This window comes from uncultured Algibacter sp., assembly GCF_947487575.1.
GTDB lineage: Bacteria > Bacteroidota > Bacteroidia > Flavobacteriales > Flavobacteriaceae > Algibacter_B.
On sequence record NZ_CANKXG010000001.1, the window covers coordinates 44449 to 63756 of the forward strand.

The window sequence follows — 19308 nt, forward strand, 5'->3', positions numbered from 1 at the left end:
AAGCTAGCTTCGAGGTTTTTAAATATATAATTTAAAAGTATAGTCTTAATCTTGTACTTGAAAAATAATTGGTAAAGAATAAGGAACGTTTACTGGCTTACCACGTTGCTTTCCAGGTTTCATTTTTGGCAATAAACCAATAACTCTTTTAGCCTCTTTTTCTAACCCTGGGTGTGGTGCTCTAGCTCGAATACCAACTACATCACCTTTTTTATCAATTTTAAAAATAACATTTATACGTTGCCTTCCTGTTAAACCTAAATCACTTGCCAACTCCGTATTAAATTTTTTATTTACAAATTTTGATATCTTACTAGACATACATGCCTTTTTCGCAGCATTATTTCCTTTTTCACATCCTGGAAAAATTGGCACATTTTCAATAACAGAAAATGGTACATCAATATCTTCTTCTACTTCTTCTACTTCCACTTCTTCAACCTCAACGATTTCTGTTTCTTGATCAACCTCTGTAGATTCGATAACCGTTTCTTCCACTTCTTCTTCATCCTCTACAATCTCAATAACTTCAGGAGCTGCTGGAGGTGGTGGAGGTGGTGGAGGTGTTTGAATTTGTTCTGTAATTGGAATTTCTTCTTCATCCAATTCATCTAGATTCAATTGCCCTATGTCAATATCAGATTTATCATAAGTTTTGTAGTTGATAGCATAATTTGTTAAAAATAACATTAATGCTAATCCAATGGCGAAGAAAAGCGAACTATTACGTCCAACATTTGCTTTGGGATTTTTTTTAGGTTCCATAATTTAAATCGTTTATCAAGAGTGCTAAAATAACTATTTATTTTTCAAAAAAGCAAGCGTTTAAGAGTTTTTAACGTGCAAAACATTTTTAATCCACAACACAAAAGAAGCAATAAGTGCTCCTAGAGTATTTGCTAAAGCATCGTAAGTATCTAAAGCTCTTGAGACTGTCAATGTACCCTGTAAAATTTCAACAACTATACCAAATATTACTGCAAAAACAAAAGCGTATACTATAGCTTTCTTTTTTTTTAAGCTAAATGTATAAAAAAAAGCTAAATACCATAATATTACGAAAACACCATAGGCCAAAAAATGAAATATTTTATCGGCAAAAGATATTTTAACATTAGGCAAATCGTGTAAAGTAATTAAACTTATTGTTACTAATATAATAGAATACCCAACAGCAGCTAAAAAAGCACCTTTTCTAAGCACCTATAAGTGCTTTATAATCTTCAGCAGACATTAGTCCGTCAACCTGAGATAAGTCTGAACACTTTAGTTTTATCATCCAACCTTCTTCATAAGGGTCTGAGTTTACAACTTCTGGTTCATCTTCTAAACCTTCATTAAACTCAATAATTTCTCCAGATAATGGTAAAAACAAATCTGAAACCGTTTTTACTGCTTCAACAGTCCCAAAAACTTCATCAGCTTCTAATGTTTCATCTAAAGTTTCAACTTCAACATAAACAATATCGCCTAATTCGCTTTGCGCAAAGTCGGTAATACCAATAGTAGCAATATCACCATCTAATTTAACCCATTCGTGGTCTTTAGTATATTTTAATTCTGAAGGAATGTTCATCTTATAAGATTTTAAATGTATTTATTTAACAAATGTATTTATTCGGAGTCACATTTCAAATATAAATTTTGTTAATTGAAGGTTTACATTTTATGAGACTCTTTATCTTTTTAAACTTGCTTGCGTATTTCAAACATTCAAAAAGTTAATCCTTGAAATGAAATTCAAGTGGAATACATTTTAGTTAGTTACCAAAGTTATACCTGATAGTAAACCCTGATCGAATAGTTGTTTGAGGAAATGCTGTAGATATGGCATAGTCTGAAAAAGTATAATCAAAATAGAAAAGACCTGTTAAATTTTTACTAAACGCATAATCTGCTGAATATTTTAGCCCCCAAATTGTTTGCCCTGAAGTAATCTGATTATTATCTAAATCTAAATACCTGATTATTGTTTTATTCTCTCTTACCGAAATATCTGCTTTCATATTCAAATCGCTAACAATACGTTTTTTGGGTCCTGCTAATTTTGAGCGAATACGCAAATCTTTAATTCTATATCCTAAACCAACAATATACTCATTTCCCTGAACTTCAGTCAATAAGTTATTATCAAAACTTAAAGACAACATTCTATCTTTTTTGATTTCTGCTAGAATTCTAATAGAGTTTTTCATTTCTAAATCTATTCTAACTAATGGACTGAACAATTCTGTTAAGTTAATATTGCTGAATAATCTTTCATTCTTAAAATTACCCGCTTGATCTAATTGAAATGTATTAGAATCATTAGGATCTGTTACTGCTTTTGAATCAAAATCTAAATTGGTATTAAACTGATTAATGGTATATGTTGAACGATAACCGTGCGTTAAAGAAAAACGCTTAAATCGTTTTTTAAACCATCCAAATTTCATGAATCCAGTATACTTTAAATCCCAGTTGGGTATTGGAATATCTCTAAATGCACTCGTTGAAATATCATTGGCATCCTGCCCAGAATAAGCCGCTAAAAAGGCAGGTAGCAATACTTTTTGATTGGTTTTTCCAAAGCCTAAAGGAAAGTTATCGTCTGGATTTCTGGCATATGTATTTGTGCCATAAAACTTTTCGGCAAGTCGTTCTGCAACTTTTAATCGGTTGGTTTTAAAGTCATCAAACGCTTTAGAATTTGATTCGTCACTTTGACTAAAAGCTGTTTTAATCAAAATAGTTGAGATATTAAAGTTCCCAAAAGTATTTGGTGTTAAGCCATTATAATCTAATATCCCATCTTGACCTGGATTTCCATCTCCATCTTGATAATCTTCTACTCTATAATTCTCGGTAAAATTTTGATAATAGGCTCTATTTCCAACAATATCTATTTTTAAATCTCTAACGGGTTGTAAACTTGCAGAAATATCTAATTGCTTAGTGTTTGTTGCAGTAAATTGTTGGTTAAATTCTTGAAATGTTGTTAACCAACCTCTCCTTGCAGCCAAATCTCTAATATCACTTTGGCTACCAAACGTAAACCCTAATGTTGGTTTTAATGTACCAATAAACCCAGGTGTTTGTAAATATCCTGGTAAAAACGTACCATTATTCTCTGAATAGTTAACCTGAATTCTTTTAATACTAGTTAGAATATCAATTCCTGCATTTAATAGCTTTGTAGCACTTTGATTTTTGACTCTAGACACCTTCTTTTTCTCTGTATCTGAATTTCCTCCTGGAGGCGCACCACCAGGTGTTGTTCTTGTTCTTACTCTTCTAATTGGTTTTTTAACCAAACCTATGTATTTGTAAAAACGTTTCATATCCAACGATGTGTTGATGTTATGAACATTAGAGTTTTGTATGCTATTTCCTAAATCATAAAAATTAGTTGTTTCTACACCGTTAACGGTTTCTGTAACAGGTAAATTACCAAATAAATCCGATCCTTTTTGCCATTGAAAACTACCAGTGTACTGATACGTAGCATCAAGAAAACTAAACATAGGTAATTTATTTAATGGCAATTGATATGTAACACCAAGGTTTTGAGTTTGCCTATTCGGATCTCCAACATCCAATAAACCATCCCAAACATCTAAGGTTTCATCTTGCTCTCCAGCAATTAAATCATTATCCTTAAAATAATTTCTAACAATATTATTGTTAGCCGCAGTAAAGTTAAATTGTAAGGAGTTTGTTAAATTATAATTGATTGCATATTGAAAATCGAAAGTGTAATTTCTTCTAAATAATTCTTCTGTTGTTATATTACCTCCTTCTAAAGCATCTCTAAATTTCTGACGATTAAATTGTCGATTAATATCGGTATTAACAGTAAAACTTGTTGGCAATAAATTAAAATTAAAATCTTTTAAAATTTTCCAATATTTACCATTAAATAGCGAATCATTTTTCTTGAAAGGCTCAATGCTAACGGGGTTAAAATTATGTGCATAATTCGCTCCTATTCGTAGTGTTTTATTAACTGAATTTTCGATTTCAAAATCTCTATGTTCAATTTTGTTATATGAATAATTTAAAGTCACATTTTCGACATCATAAAAACGTGGTTTTTTATCGGTCGTTCTTGTTTTTCTAACACCAATAAAATTAATGCTTTGTCGTTTTGTGTAATCTTCTGACTTTTGCCTTATTTCGTCTCTTTCGGCATTACTATCTGCCGCCTCTAACCTAGAATCTAAAGTTAAATCTTTATATAACTGATCGTATTTTGGAGTTATAAGCTCTTCGCTTTGCCCATAATTAAATGGTACTTGAATACCCCATTTTTTAGGTAATAATTGACCAACATTAATATTGGTAACGACATCATATTGTTTTACATCTTCTAAGCTTCGTTGACTAGGACCTTGCTCTAAAGAACCAAACCCAGAAGTACTCTGCCTACCTGTTGCACTAATGTTCGCAAAGTCCGAAATATTAGTATCCATACTTACTACTGCTGCCCAACCGCCTTCGTTATCTAGATCTGATAAACGTAATTCGTTAAACCATACTTCAGCACACAAATCATTACTACCAGACTTGTTTTTAACACCAACCATAAGGGTTCTTATATCTCCAAAATTAGGGTTTCCTTTTATAGCCACACGATGTTGTTCGCTAGTGTAAGCAGTACCATCAGCAACTCTAATGATATCATTATTAATCACATCATAAAATCTAGCTTCTCCTACAGGTGGCGCATCATCAGAAAAAGATTCTGCTTTAACTTTACCCAATATATCTAAAGGTATATTAATTTCGTTGGCTGTTGGCCATATATCTGAAGTGTTATTACCCGTAATTTTTAAAGGAATCTCGATTTGATAATAATTATCATTAAGATCATTACCCATTCTAATAAAACCAATAAGTTCATCATCGTCAACAGTACTTGTCCCAGAATCATCATCTTCAGCATGAATAAACATCCTTAAACGTTTGTATTGACGCATATCAACATTTATATTCTTATATGCAGCTCGGGAATCGTCATCTTCTAATTTGCAAACCTTAGTTACTAAAGATTGTTCGTTTTGCGGAACCACTGTGTTATTATTAAATAACTGTTCTGGCTCAATTCCTGGAGGACTTTCATAACTACCATCGTTTTCAATAGTTCCTATAATACCTAGTGAAAATTCTGTATTATCATCTTCCGTATTTAAAGGCTTTCCATCAAGTGTTTGAGTATATCGTCTCCAATCACTTCTAACCAAATCTAAAGTTCCAAAACGGAAAACTGTTGCTTCTTGAAAATCTTTTAAATATATCCTTGAAAATCTAACCGATCTTAACTCTGGGTTGTTTACCTCTTTAACATGGCTACCTTGAACAGGTATTCTAAATTGATACCATCGAACCTCTGGTGAATCCCCGTTAGGTAATTGTCTTTTTTGAGACTTAAAATCTCTTAAAAATTGTTTTAAAGGATTTGTATCTGGCATATTATCAAATGCCCCTTTATCAAGTGGTAAATTTGCTCTTGTAAGGTCTAATTCATATTCAAAATAACTATCAATCGTGTTCATAGTATTATCACGATTAATATCTTCTACATCGGGTTGCGTATTGGCAGCTCTATCTGTAGCTGTAAAGGTATCAGGTGTATTACCTTCAACACCATTAAATTTTTTGTAACGCTCAAAAATATCGCCATCTGTATTTAAAAAGTATGCATAGTTATCCTTTGCAGGATCATCGCCAAACCCAGACCCAAACTCTAGTATTTCTTTAGCGTCACCATAACCATCATACCCGACATCTTGATTAGTTCGTTCGTCTCCAGTGCTATCAAAGGTATAAAGCAACGATTGGTTTTGAGGCACAACAGTTCCCCATCTTGTTTCTGTTAATAAATCAACATTTCCATCTTTAGGCAATCCGTTTTCATAGAGTTTTTTACCATCTTTAATAATATCTTCCGAAATATTACCTAAGTTGAATACCAATTTACCTCCTGGATTAGCAGGGTTTTCTTGAAAAGGATCTTGCAACCAAAAATCGATATATTCTACATTTTGTTGTTCAAAATCTGTTGATGTAATTTGCCTTGTTATACCTGCCCAACTTTCTTCTGGATTATCTAAAACATCATCCTCTGCCCCAGTTTCAAAATTATAAGGCCCTCGCTCTTCTGGGTAGTAGGCCAAATCTAAAGTAAAAATTACTGAATTTTGTCCAGCTACTTGAACTCTTTCTGGAAATAACTCATCAATAAATACTCGGCTAGTGTACAAATTGGAAACATCATCATCTGTTATTTCATCTGGACGTTGGCTACTATAAAAAACAGGGTCAATAGTGTACCAGTTTAGTAAGGCTCTATCATAACCATTTTGAACACCAGCTTCATCTTCATCTTCTGTATAAATTCTACCTAAATTCAAAGGTCTACTTGATAAAAACCAAGATTGTTGAGATTTTAAATCGATTCCATTTTGCGACCCTTCAAAATCATCAATATAAGAAGTAGCTTCACCGTTTAAATCTGTGCCACTTGGAGCACCGGGAGCCAAATATGCGAACTCGCCACGAAGCGATAAGTTTGATTCAACATCGGTATCAATATTAGGTAACTTATTTGCTAACCTTGTTAAAAACGGAACTTTTGTAGAATAATTTCCATTTAAACCAAAAATGGTATTGTTTATAGATTCTGAACCATAATTTGCCTTTTGCGTAATTGGGCGTTCATTAAGATTTAATAAGGTAGCACCTAATACAAAATTTTCATTGAACTTATGTTCTACATTCAACCCGGTAAAACGTCTTGTTTGCTGCCCGAAAACTGCATTATTTTCTGTAGAAACTTGAATAGGTGTATTTGATGCTTTTAAAGATTCATCTAAAATTTGAACACGCCCTAATTGATAGTTTACCGTATAATCAATACCCTCAACTAGTACACGCCCACCTGCAGTTACTCTTACAGAACCTCGCGGTACATTAAAAGCACCTATTGGAATACCATCACCACCACCAGAAGATTTAAAACGTCCTTTTAATTTGAATTTATTTTTTTCAACTTCTTCTAAAGCAGCTGTTTTTGTGCTTTTATATAGCACATCATAAACGTATTTTTTCTGGTCGTCGTTAAATAATGCATTATCAACATCATCATAATTAGTTCCTCCACCCAATACGTTATACAAATATTCACCAAATGGTTCAGCACTTGTAAATACAATTTTTCCGTTTTGCGGAATTACTGTTATACCCGGAACATAATCAAAAAAACCATCTCCTTTAGGTTGCGGATCGTTATTAAAGTTTAATTTATCTAGATTAAAAACTCGCAGTAATGGTGAATTCTGAATAAGATTTTCACTAGGTGTATTTCCATCTACTGGGTTTCCATTAATATCCAAATCAAAATTAGCCCCAACAGGTGAAATAAAATTTAATGGAGAAGCTTCGTTATAGAAAATATTTAAAGTAAAATCATCTTGACTTAAATTATAAGCTCCAGTATCATATATGTTTTTCATCATTAAATCCCAAACTGGTTGCTCTACATTAGTAATACTACTTTTAAGCATTTTTAAAACTAAACTTTGGGTAGATCCTGCCTGAATAATTACAAAAGTATCATTTATACCATCTCCATTAGCATCTGGACCATTGTCAATGGTACCGTCTCCATCAATATCTGCATCTCCTGTATCATTTATACCATCGTTATCTGTATCTGTGCCATTATCTATAGTGCCATCACCATCAGTATCTGCATCAATAGTATCCGGAATATTATCACCATCTGCATCATTACCATTTCCTGTAGAACTCACACCATCATTAGCAAACTCACCAACTTGATAAACTTTTCCTCCTACTGTAAATTGAAATGCTACAGCTAAAACCTCATCATTATTTAGACGTTGATTAAGAGAAATATATCCTAATTCGGTATTTAAAGTGTATTCTTGTCCGTTAATTAATTTTCTAGCATTTTCAAGTTTTGCATAGTCACTTCCTTCTTTAACTTCATTATTTAAAGAACTAAAACCTTGATCTGCAGTTGAAATATCTCTTATTTGCTCGGTTAAAACTGAATTACCTGTTGTAATGCCTTCAGGGTTAAATCCATTATTCTCATTATCAGGAAAAGCTCCGGGTCCAGCTGAAACTGGTACTGAAGCTGAGTATAGTTGATCACTCTCTCCTATATCTTGAAGTGCAACTATATTTCTAACATTATCAGTCCTATTAGATCTATTTGTAACCCAAACTTCTAATCTTGTTACTTGCAACCCTTTATTGTTGATAAATGGGTAATTTGCTAAAGCATTATCATATTCATTCCTAAAATATTGTGCTAAAAAAAAGTGCCTATTTTCATCGTAGTCTCTGATGAATAATTCAAATTCTTCAAGAGTTCCACCCCCTTGGGCTATAACAGTATTTGCCTGTGATTTTTGTTCAGAAAACACTCCCGTTACCATAGTTTTTCCAAATTGAAGTTGAGCTTTTACACCAAATAAACTTTGAGCTCCTGTAATTAAAGAGCTATTTAAAGGCATACTCACATTACCAACTTCTATTTTTTGAATGATATCATCCTCAGTTGGTGTGTATTCTAACTTTATAAGCTGTTGAAAATCAAATGTTGACTGTGTATCATAATTTGCATTTACTTGAAGTCTAGTACCAACTTTACCTAATAAACTCAAGCTGATACGCTGATCAAAATCAAAAGTAAAATTACTTCTGTTTCTAGGTGAAAATGAAGGATTATCCTGTTGTGAAAATAACATACCCAAATCCATTTCAACAGATCCTTGCGGAATAACCTCAATGGTATTACTTCCAAAAATAGTTTCAAAAAAATCTGATTTTACATAAAACTCGGGTAATAAATTTTTCCTGCTTTCTTCTGAACCTTCTTTTTTCCCATCAAAAGCATCAATTTTTTCCTTATAATAAGATCGTAAATTTTCTTTAGCGACTAAATCATCATACTCCTTGGGTGTTAAAATAACTGGGTAATTGATATTAAAACTACCTATTTTCTCTGTATAAATATACCTATCGGTTAAAGGATCATAGGTATATTTAGATTCGACACTATTAGGACTAGGTATTTTTATTTTTCCTAAACTAAACCCTGTTTTTGTAGAGTCTTGGTCTGGTTGCTGAGACCAAGCCACTAAAGAATAGCATAATAAAAATGCTATTAAAAGAGATTGCTTAGTTAATTTATAAAGCTTATAGTTAGTTTGGTTCAAAATATATTATAAATTTTTTAAGGCTTGTTTTATAATAGTTTCAACATCGGCATCGGGCTGAGCTATCATAATTTTATCCACAACACGTTCTGCCTGTTTTTTCATAAAACCAAGCACTTCTAAAGCAGATAACGCTTCATCTTTGTTGGTATTGCCTTTATAAACAGAAACATCATCAATATCGTAAATCTTTAAGATTTTATCTTTTAAGTCTAGAATAACACGTTGTGCAGTTTTAGCTCCTATCCCTTTAACAGACTGAATTAACGGCACATCTCCACTAGCAATTCCTTCTCGCACTTGTTTTGGCGTTAATGAAGACAACATAGTTCGTGCTATACTTGCACCTATACCACTTACGGAAATTAATAATCTAAAAATTTCGCGTTCTGCCAAAGAAGAGAAGCCATACAATGTATGGGAATCTTCTTTAACCTGAAGATGTGTATACAGTTTCAAATGTTCTTTTTCGGGAATTTGAGAATATGTATGCAAGGAAATATTCAACATATAGCCTACACCATTGCAATCTATAACCACATGTGTTGGATTTTTTTCAGTAAGTTTTCCGTGAATATGTGTTATCATTTAGAGCAATTCGTTAACTCACCAAATGTAATAAAATTATTCGCATTTTATTTACTTACCTGTCTGGATTTTCTAATTCCCATTTTTCTTTATGTTGTGCATCTATAACGGCAATTGCAGTCATATTTACAATTTCATCTACGCTTGCTCCTAATTGAAGAATATGTACTGGTTTTCGCATACCTAACATAATAGGACCAATTGAATCTGCATCATGTAATTCTTTTAACAACTTATATGTAATGTTAGCAGAATCTAAATTAGAAAAAATAAGTGCATTAACTTTTTTGCCTACTAATTTTGAAAACGGAAAACGTTCGCGAAGCATCTCATCATTTAAAGCAAAATCCGTTTGCAATTCGCCATCAACAATCATATCAGGATAATTTCTATGTAATATAGAAACAGCTTCTCTTACTTTTGAAGCTCTATCGTGAGTTGACGATCCAAAATTAGAATAAGATACCATGGCTAATACAGGATCTAAACCAAACATTTTAATAACCCTAGAGGTCATTTGCGTAATTTTAGCCAGTGTTTTTGCATCAGGATCAATATTTATAGAGGTGTCACTTAAAAATAAAGGCCCTCGTTTAGTCATCATTAAATTGGTTGTTGCAGCCTTACTAACACCTGGCATTAAACCAATAAGCTCTAACATAGGCCTAAGCACCGTAGGATAATTACGAGAATACCCTGAAATTACTGCATCTGCATCACCTTCATTTACCATCATTGCTGCAAAATAATTACGTTCTCGCATTAAACGCTGGGCAGAATAGTATGTAACGCCTCTGCGTTTGCGCTGTTCCCAATAAACTTTAGCATATTTATTTTTACGGTCGTTTTCTTCTTCAGTCTTAGGGTCAATAATAGTAATATCGGCATCAAATTCAATTTCTGCCATAAGCGTTTCAATAGCTTCTTTTCTTCCTAATAGAATTGGTATTGCTATACCCTCTTCATGAACTATTTGTGCCGCTTTTAATACATCTAATTGATCTGCTTCTGCAAAAACAACACGCTTTGGATATAACTTTGCGCGATTCAACAGTAACCTTACTAGTTTGTTATCAGATCCTAATCGTTCAAGTAAGGCATCTTCGTATTTTGCCCAATCCTTAATTGGATACTTTGCTACACCGCTTTCCATAGCTGCTTTTGCAACCGCTGGTGGAACTTGTGCTATTAAACGCGGATCAAAAGGTTTTGGAATAATATAATTTTTACCAAATGTTAAACGGGTTTCGCCGTAGGCAATATTAACTTGTTCTGGTACTGGCTCTTTAGCTAATTTTGCTAAAGCATGAACTGCGGCCATTTTCATGGCTTCGTTAATTTTGGTAGCACGAACATCAAGTGCTCCTCTAAAAATAAAGGGAAACCCTAATACATTATTTACTTGATTAGGGTGGTCTGAACGACCCGTTGCCATGATAATATCTTTTCGTGTAGCTACAGCAATATCATATTTTATTTCTGGATTAGGGTTAGCCATTGCAAAAACTATTGGGTTTTTAGCCATAACTAAAAGCATTTCTGGAGTTACAATATCTGCCATTGAAAGTCCAATAAATACATCGGCGTCTTTCATGGCTTCATCAAGAGTATCTATTTTTCTATGTGTGGCAAATTCAGCTTTTTCTGGAGTTAAATTGTCTCTATCATTTCTAATAACACCCTTACTGTCTAACATAACCATGTTTTCACGATTTGCTCCACAGGCTTGATATAAACGTGAACACGAAATGGCTGCTGCTCCTGCTCCACTTATTACTATTTTAACTTCATCAAGTTTCTTTTCAGCAAGTTCTACAGCATTTAACAGCGCTGCAGCAGAAATGATTGCTGTTCCATGTTGATCATCATGCATCACAGGAATATCCAACTCTTCTTTAAGGCGCCTCTCAATTTCAAAAGCCTCAGGCGCTTTAATATCTTCAAGGTTAATACCTCCAAAAGTGGGTGCGATATTTTTTACTGTTTGAATGAATTCTTCAACATTTTCAGTATCAACTTCAATATCAAATACATCAATATCAGCAAAAATCTTGAATAATAAACCCTTACCTTCCATGACAGGTTTTGAGGCTTCCGGGCCTATATTCCCTAAACCTAAAACAGCAGTTCCATTAGAAATTACAGCTACTAAATTCCCTTTAGAAGTATAGCGGTAGGCATTCTCTTTATCTTTTTCAATCTCTAAACAAGGTTCAGCTACTCCAGGAGAATAAGCTAATGATAAATCTCTTTGGCTTGCATATTTTTTGGTTGGAACAACTTTAATTTTACCAGGAGTTGGTTTTGCATGGTATATAAGAGCCTCTCTTCGTTTGCTTTCTTCACTCATAATAATGATGGATAGTTTAGTAAACGAACAAAGATAGTAATCCTGAGAAAGGATAGCCCTAATCTTTTGGAAAATTGATGTTTCTTTTGTTAATTGAAATTACATCATTTTAGAAAGACATAATTCTAGTTTCACCAACTTCTGTATAATTTATAGTGAAATTACACGTTTTAAGATTTGCAGTAAGATGCGCAATCTCATTTTGATTAACCCACTTAATATCAATTTCCTTTTCTGAAGTTTCATTAATTCTTACAGTTCCTAAAAATGCGCTAGATGTATTTCTCAATCTAATAATCTCTAATTGTTTACGCACAACATCTCGTTTTAAACCGTTTTGAACATCCTGAATTGAAAGCGTACTCCTGTTTATTTCTTTATGCCCCGTATTTCCACCTTTATCGGCAGCTTCATAATCATTTTTACCAGCAAAAATATCTAAATACCATACTTGTGGAATCCCTGGCATAAACATTTGAATAGCCCTAGCTAGCAGTAGTTTTTGTTCATCCTCTCCTAATGCACTAAAAAACGTTGCGTTAACTTGATAATATGAAATTTTATTACCTGATGGGTCGTAAAGGTTTTTTACTCTGCCACCACGTTCCATTATGACATTCATAATAGCCTCTATCTCATTATCTTTTAGTAAACCCTTATTATAATTACCATCAACAGATTTACCTTTTAAATCAAGCACAGGAATACCATCATGACAACCCAACATATTTACCGTTTTATAACCTTTGCTAATAATTTCTTTTGCCCATGTTAAAAGTGCTTTACTATTACCCTTTTCAATGGTATGAATGGTTAATCCTGGTAAGAAAAAATCATATATCTGATAGCCTTCATTAGCCACCTCATCATGCAAATGCAGTCCATATTCCGCATGAATTTCTGGCAATAAGGTCAAATCATTTTTATCTGCAATTTGTTTAATTCGTTCTAAATACTGCCAAGTACCAGGTTTATTAAAAAAGTTTGATTGCCCAATTTCTTTATGTAAATAAGCAAAAGCATCTAACCTTAATATCTTGCATCCAAAATCACTTACTTTTTGTAATGTTTCTTCATAAAAACTCCAAACCAATTCAGACTTAGCATTCACATCCATTTGCCCTAAAAAGGTTTTATCCTCATTCACTTTTTGGTAAAAAGTATTCCAATATGGTTTTTCAGTCCCATCAGGAAAAGGCACCTTTAAAATTGGAAGACCCGATTTTCTCATGAATAATTTATCAAGAAATTCTTTTTTAGGAATGATAACACCTTCTTCGTTTAACGCACCATTTCCTTTCCAAAATGTATTCCAGTTAATAAAGAAATCTTTGTATTTTGATTGGTCTCCATTTTTGAGTAAATCTTTAAATTGAGGAGATGCTACAGATAAATGATTTAATACAATATCAAATTTTAATTGAATATTAAGTTTTTCAAGAGCTTCTAAATCGTCTTTTGAAACTAAATCTTTATTAAGATTATAGTCTATTACGGAAAAGCCTCTATCTAAATCACTATTAAAAAATGTTGGTAACATATAGAATAAAGAAAAAACACCCCTAAACTCTGGCATTTCAAGCACCCTTATTATGTCGCTTAATTTTTTACCAATACTATCTGGGTATGCATTAAGCATAACACCATTAGTTACAATAGATTTTTTTGACATCGCTTAAGAGTTATAAAAGTTCTGACAATATGTTAATATTATCTGGTAACCTCCCCACATTTTGAAGCTTTAATGCTGCTAATTGCAAAGCCACTTCTAAACATTTTTTAATAGGCTTTTCTTTAATATAGGCAAACAAAAAACCAGACCAAAAAGCATCTCCAGCTCCTGTTGCATCCTGTACCACATCGATTTGTATTGCTGGTAATTGAATAACTTCTTTTCCTTTTTGAGACAACTTAACACCATTACTTCCTAGAGTTAAACACACCGTATCTACACCTTCAGAATGGAAAAAATTAAATATATCTTCATGAGGTAGCTTCTGCTCAAAAAGTCTAAGCATATCGTCTTCACTAATTTTAACCAAAGGATTAAACTTGCAATAGGCCTTAATAATCTTAAGTGCCTCTTCTTGACTTTTCCATAATTTCTTAGCATAATTAACATCGATGCTTAATTTACACCCTAAATTAAATGCTTCCTCTGCCTTTTTTAAAATGGTAGTTTGTGCAGGGTTTTTGCTTAAAGCAAAACAAGTTGTATGATATATATTGGTTTTTGAAAGTAACTCTGTTGAAATTTGATCTTCTGAAATACACGAATCAGCTTTCCTAAATGGAACAAAATCTGGTGTACTATCTGTTCGAGACACAAAAATGACACTTGTAGGTTTGTTATTAATTTTTTTTACCTGAGCTGTATTTACACCAACTTCATCAAGTCTTTCAAAAATATAATCTCCAAATCCATCATCGCCAACGGTAGCCACCATAACAGATTTTAGCCCTAATCTTGCAGAATTCATAGCTACGTTTGCTGGCGACCCCCCTAAATACCTATGATAATCTCTTGTATTATTAATAAGTACTCCTGTTTGATGCCCTATGAAATCAACCAATACTTCTCCAACACAAAGAATATCTATATCTTTATTATTTTTTTTCAAAACTATTTTTCTTTTCTTAATTAAAATTAATGTCCGCCATGGCTAGAAATAGCAACATCCTCATCTTCTTCATAAGATTTTGGCTGTTTAAGTCTTAATGCCAAAAGGCCTGCTATGATAAAAAATACACCACCAAAAATTATAGCATTAACTGCACTATTATTCAACAAGTTCTTTACTATAGGTCCAAATGTTACCGTTTGAATTCCCATAGGGATTACAATCATCATATTCAATATGCCCATATAAACACCGCGCCTTTCTTGAGGCACTATTTTAGACACCATAGAATAAGGAATACCCATCATTGCTGCCCAACCTATACCAAACAAAATCATAGGAAGGATAACCAAAAGTGGGTCCTGAATATATGGAATACTAAGCATTGCAATTCCTGTTAAAAACAAACTAAACACATATACTTTTTTACCACCAAATTTTAAAGCTAATGGTACAAGTGCTAATGCAAAAACTATAGTTGAAACATTGTATGTGGTATTCATTTTTGCCGCTTGGCTTAATGCTTGAGAAGCATCAAAATTCATACTCTCTCTAAACATAGGTGCAATAAACTGCCAATACACAAATAAGGCATACCATTGAAAAAGATAAACCGCAGATAATTTCCACATAAATTTAGGCATATCTTTTATAGCTGCTACAATTTCAAGAAAAGGTGTTTTTACTCTATCTGAAAAAGGCAAAGCATTATGCTTTTTAATTTCATCAAACTCCTCTTCGGAAGGTGGTATTTCTGGAGTTTTTAAAACTGACCATAAAATAGTAGAAACCGATAAAATTGCACCAATAAAAAATGAATAATACAACCATTTAGGAATACCGCTACCCGCTTCAACAGTTTCAGCACCACCAAACCAATCTTGAAATAAAAAAATGGAGGCATTAGCTAAAACAATACCCGCTCCAACAAATAAACTTTGCATTTGATAACCAAAACTTAACTGCTTGTTAGGTAATTTATCACCTACAAAAGCGCGATAAGGCTCCATTGCCATATTATTACCAACATCAAGAATCCACAACAAACCAACTGCAAACCAAAGAGCTGGACTAAATGGAAATGCAAATAAACATAAACTACCTATTATAGCACCGATAAGAAAGAAAGGTTTACGTCTTCCCCAACGTGGCGACCATGTTTTATCTGAAATTGCACCAATTATAGGTTGAATTATCAAACCAGTAACAGGACCTGCAAGGTTTAGTAAAGGTAAATCCTCATGATGTGCTCCTAAAAATGAAAATATAGGATTAACGGCTGTTTGCTGCAAACCAAAACTGAATTGAATTCCTAAAAACCCCACATTCATATTAAAAATTTGCCAAAAGGATAAACTTGGTTTTTTTATCTTCATCTTAATTTAGTTTTTTAAGAAAATTTTCAAAATTAGCGCCATTCATAACCAGTTTCTCTCCTAAATCTACAACTGGTAATGATAAGTTATCTAAAGAAATTCCTGCCTTTTGAAGTTTTAGAATCATTTCTCTTTGTTTTAAGAGGTTTACATCTACATCATAATAAATAAAATCTACGTTTCTTTCTTTGAGGTATGCTTTAGTGTCAATACAGTAATGACATGTATCACTTCCGTATACAATCAATTTGTTTTGAGAACTTATTGTATTATTTAAATCTGAATTTTTTAATTGTCCATAGCTATCTTCACCGAAGGTAACCATTACTAATATTGAAAAAATTAAAGCTTTCATTATATATAAAATTTAAATTAAAAAGAGTTGGAACTTAGCATAAAACTCCAACTCTTTTATTACAAACTCAAATCAAACTAAACTTATTTTTTAAAATTTATATTGTAATGATACTGTAGTAGAACGAGCACTAATTGCTCTAGCCCTTACTAAACGATCGCTACCAAAAGCACCATCGCCATTCCCTTCAACTTCTGTAATACCAACCGTATCAAAAAGATTATTTACACTTACTACTAAAGAAAGACCATCTGTTAAACCTGCTCTACCTATTAAGTTAAAGTAAGCATACCCTGGCATCACTAAATCGTTATCATCTTGAGCATAAGATTTAGATGTTCCTAAAACACTTAGTGCTAAACTATGCTCTCTATTATCACCAAAACTATAAGATGGAGATAAGTTGTAAACTAAATCAGCTTGCCTTCTAGGAGTATTCCCTTTATTAGGGCCCCCATCAATTTCTGCTTTTGTCCAAGTAAAAGAACCATTAAAAGAGAAGTTTTCTCCAAATGCAAGAGCTGTTTCAACCTCTAAACCTAAAGCTTTAAATGGATTACCTACAGATCTATTTAACTCATTACTTAAACCTTCATCTGTATTACTCATAAAACCTGTTAGATTAAGTGTACCATTATTAAGTCTTTTTTTGAAACCAACTTCAAGTTGAGATAATTCGTCATACTGAACATCAGCTAAACCATTAGTTCCATAATTATTTCTATCAGCTGCTCTACCAGAAGCACCAGAACTATATCTTCCAAATACAGCAGCTCCATCATTTAACTTATAGTTAAGACCAGCAGAATAAGAAACAAAGTTGTAATCATCATTTACTATTTGACCAGCGTTACCTGTAGCAATTGGCACTATTTCTTCCATACCTTCTATAGTTCCGTTTCCATCATAATCAAAATTACCTTTTCTAACTAATTCTCCTTGTTTATCACCTATAACATTTCCGTTTACTTTAACGTTTTCAAAACGAATACTACCATCAAAGTTCAACTTATCATTTATATCGGCATCAACACCAACATAAGGCGAATTCACGCTATGTACAGTATTATATTTACGTTGACAACAGTTACCCCAAACTGGAGTTCCATAAGAGTATTGTCCCCCTCTAGAGAACCCATCAAAATCAGCTAATCTTGCTTCCCCTTCACCTTTAACCTCAGATAAGAAAGAATTCCATTGCCATCCAATTTTAGTGTTTTGAGTAGCTGTAAACAAACCTGCTGTAATTCCAACATTATCGCTTATTTTTTTACTTATTTTAACATCACCAAAAAAGTTACTTAAATCTTCTATTGAAACATCAAACATGTGTATAATTTGTGCTAATCCATTTGATGGATTAAAAGCTTCTCTATCACCATCAGCATAAACTAATGTTGAAGGCACATCACCAGCTGTCGCGTAATTTCCTAAATGTGATTGTATACCAGAAGTATCAGTATCATTATCAGCTGTTAACGCTCCTTGAATCTCAGCAACTGTACCTACAGCAGCTGTAAAAGGTGCAATCCATTGCCCGCTATTGTTAGAATATCTAGCTTTACCAGTTATTTTCCAATCTTTTGGTAAGCTAAAAGAAAACTCAGCACCCAATGCTTTTGAAATAGGGTTATTGCCCTTTCTAACATCATTTACATGTCTTTCACCATTAAAAGGCGATGTACCTGCACTTTGTTGTAAATAAGCAGAGTGTTGAGAGTCTGAAGTAATATCAAAACCTGGTAAATTAGAATAAGTAGGATTAGAATTATCACCCTCTAAACGCATTGGCATTGGTAAATACATTACAGATTGGTCATTTAAAAACTTAAAATATGTACGTACATATCCATTTTTAAATGTTTTAGTAAGGTTTGCTTTAAATTGCCCTCCTTTATTTCCTTGATATCCAATATCTCTTGGTCCTTCTCCAGTTCTCATAAATCCACCAATATGATAAGACAAACCATTTCCTATTGGTGTACCATATTCAAAATCTAATCTGCTAGTTTGGTAATCCAACCCAAAAGTTGTTGCTAAAGAACCGCCTTCAGACGAACCTGTTTTACTAATCATGTTAATGATACCTGCTGGTCCATTTGATGTTTGCGTAGATGCAGAACCACCTCTAATCGCTTCAACTCTTCCAATATTAGAATCAATTCTTAAAAAGTTATCAGCGTTTCCAAAAGATGTATCTCCAAATAAGTTTAATGGCAAACCATCTTCTTGGATTTGAAAATATCTTGATCCACCAGAAGATACAGGTACACCACGTACATTAAAGTTAGCATTACCTTCACCTCCTGAAGATTCAGCACGTACACCAGGTATGTTTCTAAAAAGTTCACCAGCACTTCTTGGTGCTGCTTGCTCAATAAGTTTAATACCCATTGTAGAAACAGATACACTAGATTCTATTCTAGATTTAGGATTTACAACTCCCGTTACAATAATTTCATCTAATGATTGTGCGTCTTCTTCCATTATAAAGTCTACAGTAATATCTGCACCGTCAATAGTAATACTTTGTGAAGTTTTTGCATACCCAATAAAAGTAGCAGACAATGTGTAAGTACCGTTTTCTAAATTACTAATAGAGTAGTTCCCATCAAAATCTGTAACGGCTCCTTTAGTAGTTCCATCTACAATAACATTAACACCCGGTAAAGGTATACCTGCTTTGTCTTTTACATTTCCTGATATTGATTGCGCTATAACAGTACTAACTGAAAGTAGCATCATAATCAATAAAAATCCATTTTTTTTAATTGAATTCATTTTGTCT

At 33.0% G+C, this 19308-nt stretch carries 11 protein-coding genes; all 11 read right to left on the minus strand.

Annotation, left to right across the window (positions count from 1 at the left end):
- Positions 1-45: 45 nt before the first annotated feature.
- The 11 genes from Q0870_RS00220 to Q0870_RS00270 all read right to left on the minus strand — a co-directional run bounded on the left by Q0870_RS00220 (position 46) and on the right by Q0870_RS00270 (position 19301).
- Complete coding sequence (locus Q0870_RS00220) at positions 46-765, minus strand: energy transducer TonB (protein ID WP_298550031.1); 720 nt, start codon at positions 763-765, stop codon at positions 46-48.
- Positions 766-825: 60 nt separating this feature from the next.
- Positions 826-1203 (minus strand): VanZ family protein, encoded by a 378-nt coding sequence (locus tag Q0870_RS00225; RefSeq protein WP_298550033.1) that lies wholly within the window; start codon positions 1201-1203, stop codon positions 826-828.
- The gene (gcvH, locus tag Q0870_RS00230) at positions 1196-1576 is read right to left on the minus strand and encodes a glycine cleavage system protein GcvH (RefSeq protein WP_298550034.1); all 381 of its coding nucleotides are present in this window, start codon (positions 1574-1576) and stop codon (positions 1196-1198) included. The genes Q0870_RS00225 and gcvH overlap by 8 nt, the downstream gene beginning before the upstream one ends.
- 184 nt (positions 1577-1760) lie before the next feature.
- The gene (sprA, locus tag Q0870_RS00235; protein WP_298550035.1) at positions 1761-9230 is read right to left on the minus strand and encodes a cell surface protein SprA; all 7470 of its coding nucleotides are present in this window, start codon (positions 9228-9230) and stop codon (positions 1761-1763) included.
- A 6-nt stretch (positions 9231-9236) separates the two neighbouring features.
- On the minus strand, positions 9237-9818 hold the full coding sequence (ruvA, locus tag Q0870_RS00240; protein ID WP_298550036.1) for a Holliday junction branch migration protein RuvA: 582 nt from the start codon (positions 9816-9818) through the stop codon (positions 9237-9239).
- A gap of 55 nt (positions 9819-9873) precedes the next feature.
- Positions 9874-12168 carry an NADP-dependent malic enzyme gene (locus tag Q0870_RS00245; protein WP_298550037.1) on the minus strand — a complete coding sequence of 765 codons (2295 nt, stop codon included), beginning with the start codon at positions 12166-12168 and terminating at the stop codon, positions 9874-9876.
- Positions 12169-12277: 109 nt separating this feature from the next.
- Positions 12278-13840, minus strand: coding sequence for a sucrose phosphorylase (gtfA, locus tag Q0870_RS00250; RefSeq protein ID WP_298550038.1), 1563 nt, complete (start codon positions 13838-13840; stop codon positions 12278-12280).
- A 10-nt stretch (positions 13841-13850) separates the two neighbouring features.
- A complete protein-coding gene (locus Q0870_RS00255) occupies positions 13851-14789 on the minus strand; it encodes a carbohydrate kinase (RefSeq protein ID WP_298550039.1) in 939 nt (312 codons plus the stop codon).
- 26 nt (positions 14790-14815) lie between these two features.
- Positions 14816-16165 (minus strand): MFS transporter, encoded by a 1350-nt coding sequence (locus Q0870_RS00260; RefSeq protein WP_298550040.1) that lies wholly within the window; start codon positions 16163-16165, stop codon positions 14816-14818.
- Position 16166: 1 nt separating this feature from the next.
- Positions 16167-16520 (minus strand): glutaredoxin family protein, encoded by a 354-nt coding sequence (locus tag Q0870_RS00265; RefSeq protein WP_298550042.1) that lies wholly within the window; start codon positions 16518-16520, stop codon positions 16167-16169.
- A gap of 90 nt (positions 16521-16610) precedes the next feature.
- Positions 16611-19301 (minus strand): TonB-dependent receptor, encoded by a 2691-nt coding sequence (locus Q0870_RS00270; protein WP_298550043.1) that lies wholly within the window; start codon positions 19299-19301, stop codon positions 16611-16613.
- Between the last annotated feature and the right edge of the window lie 7 nt (positions 19302-19308).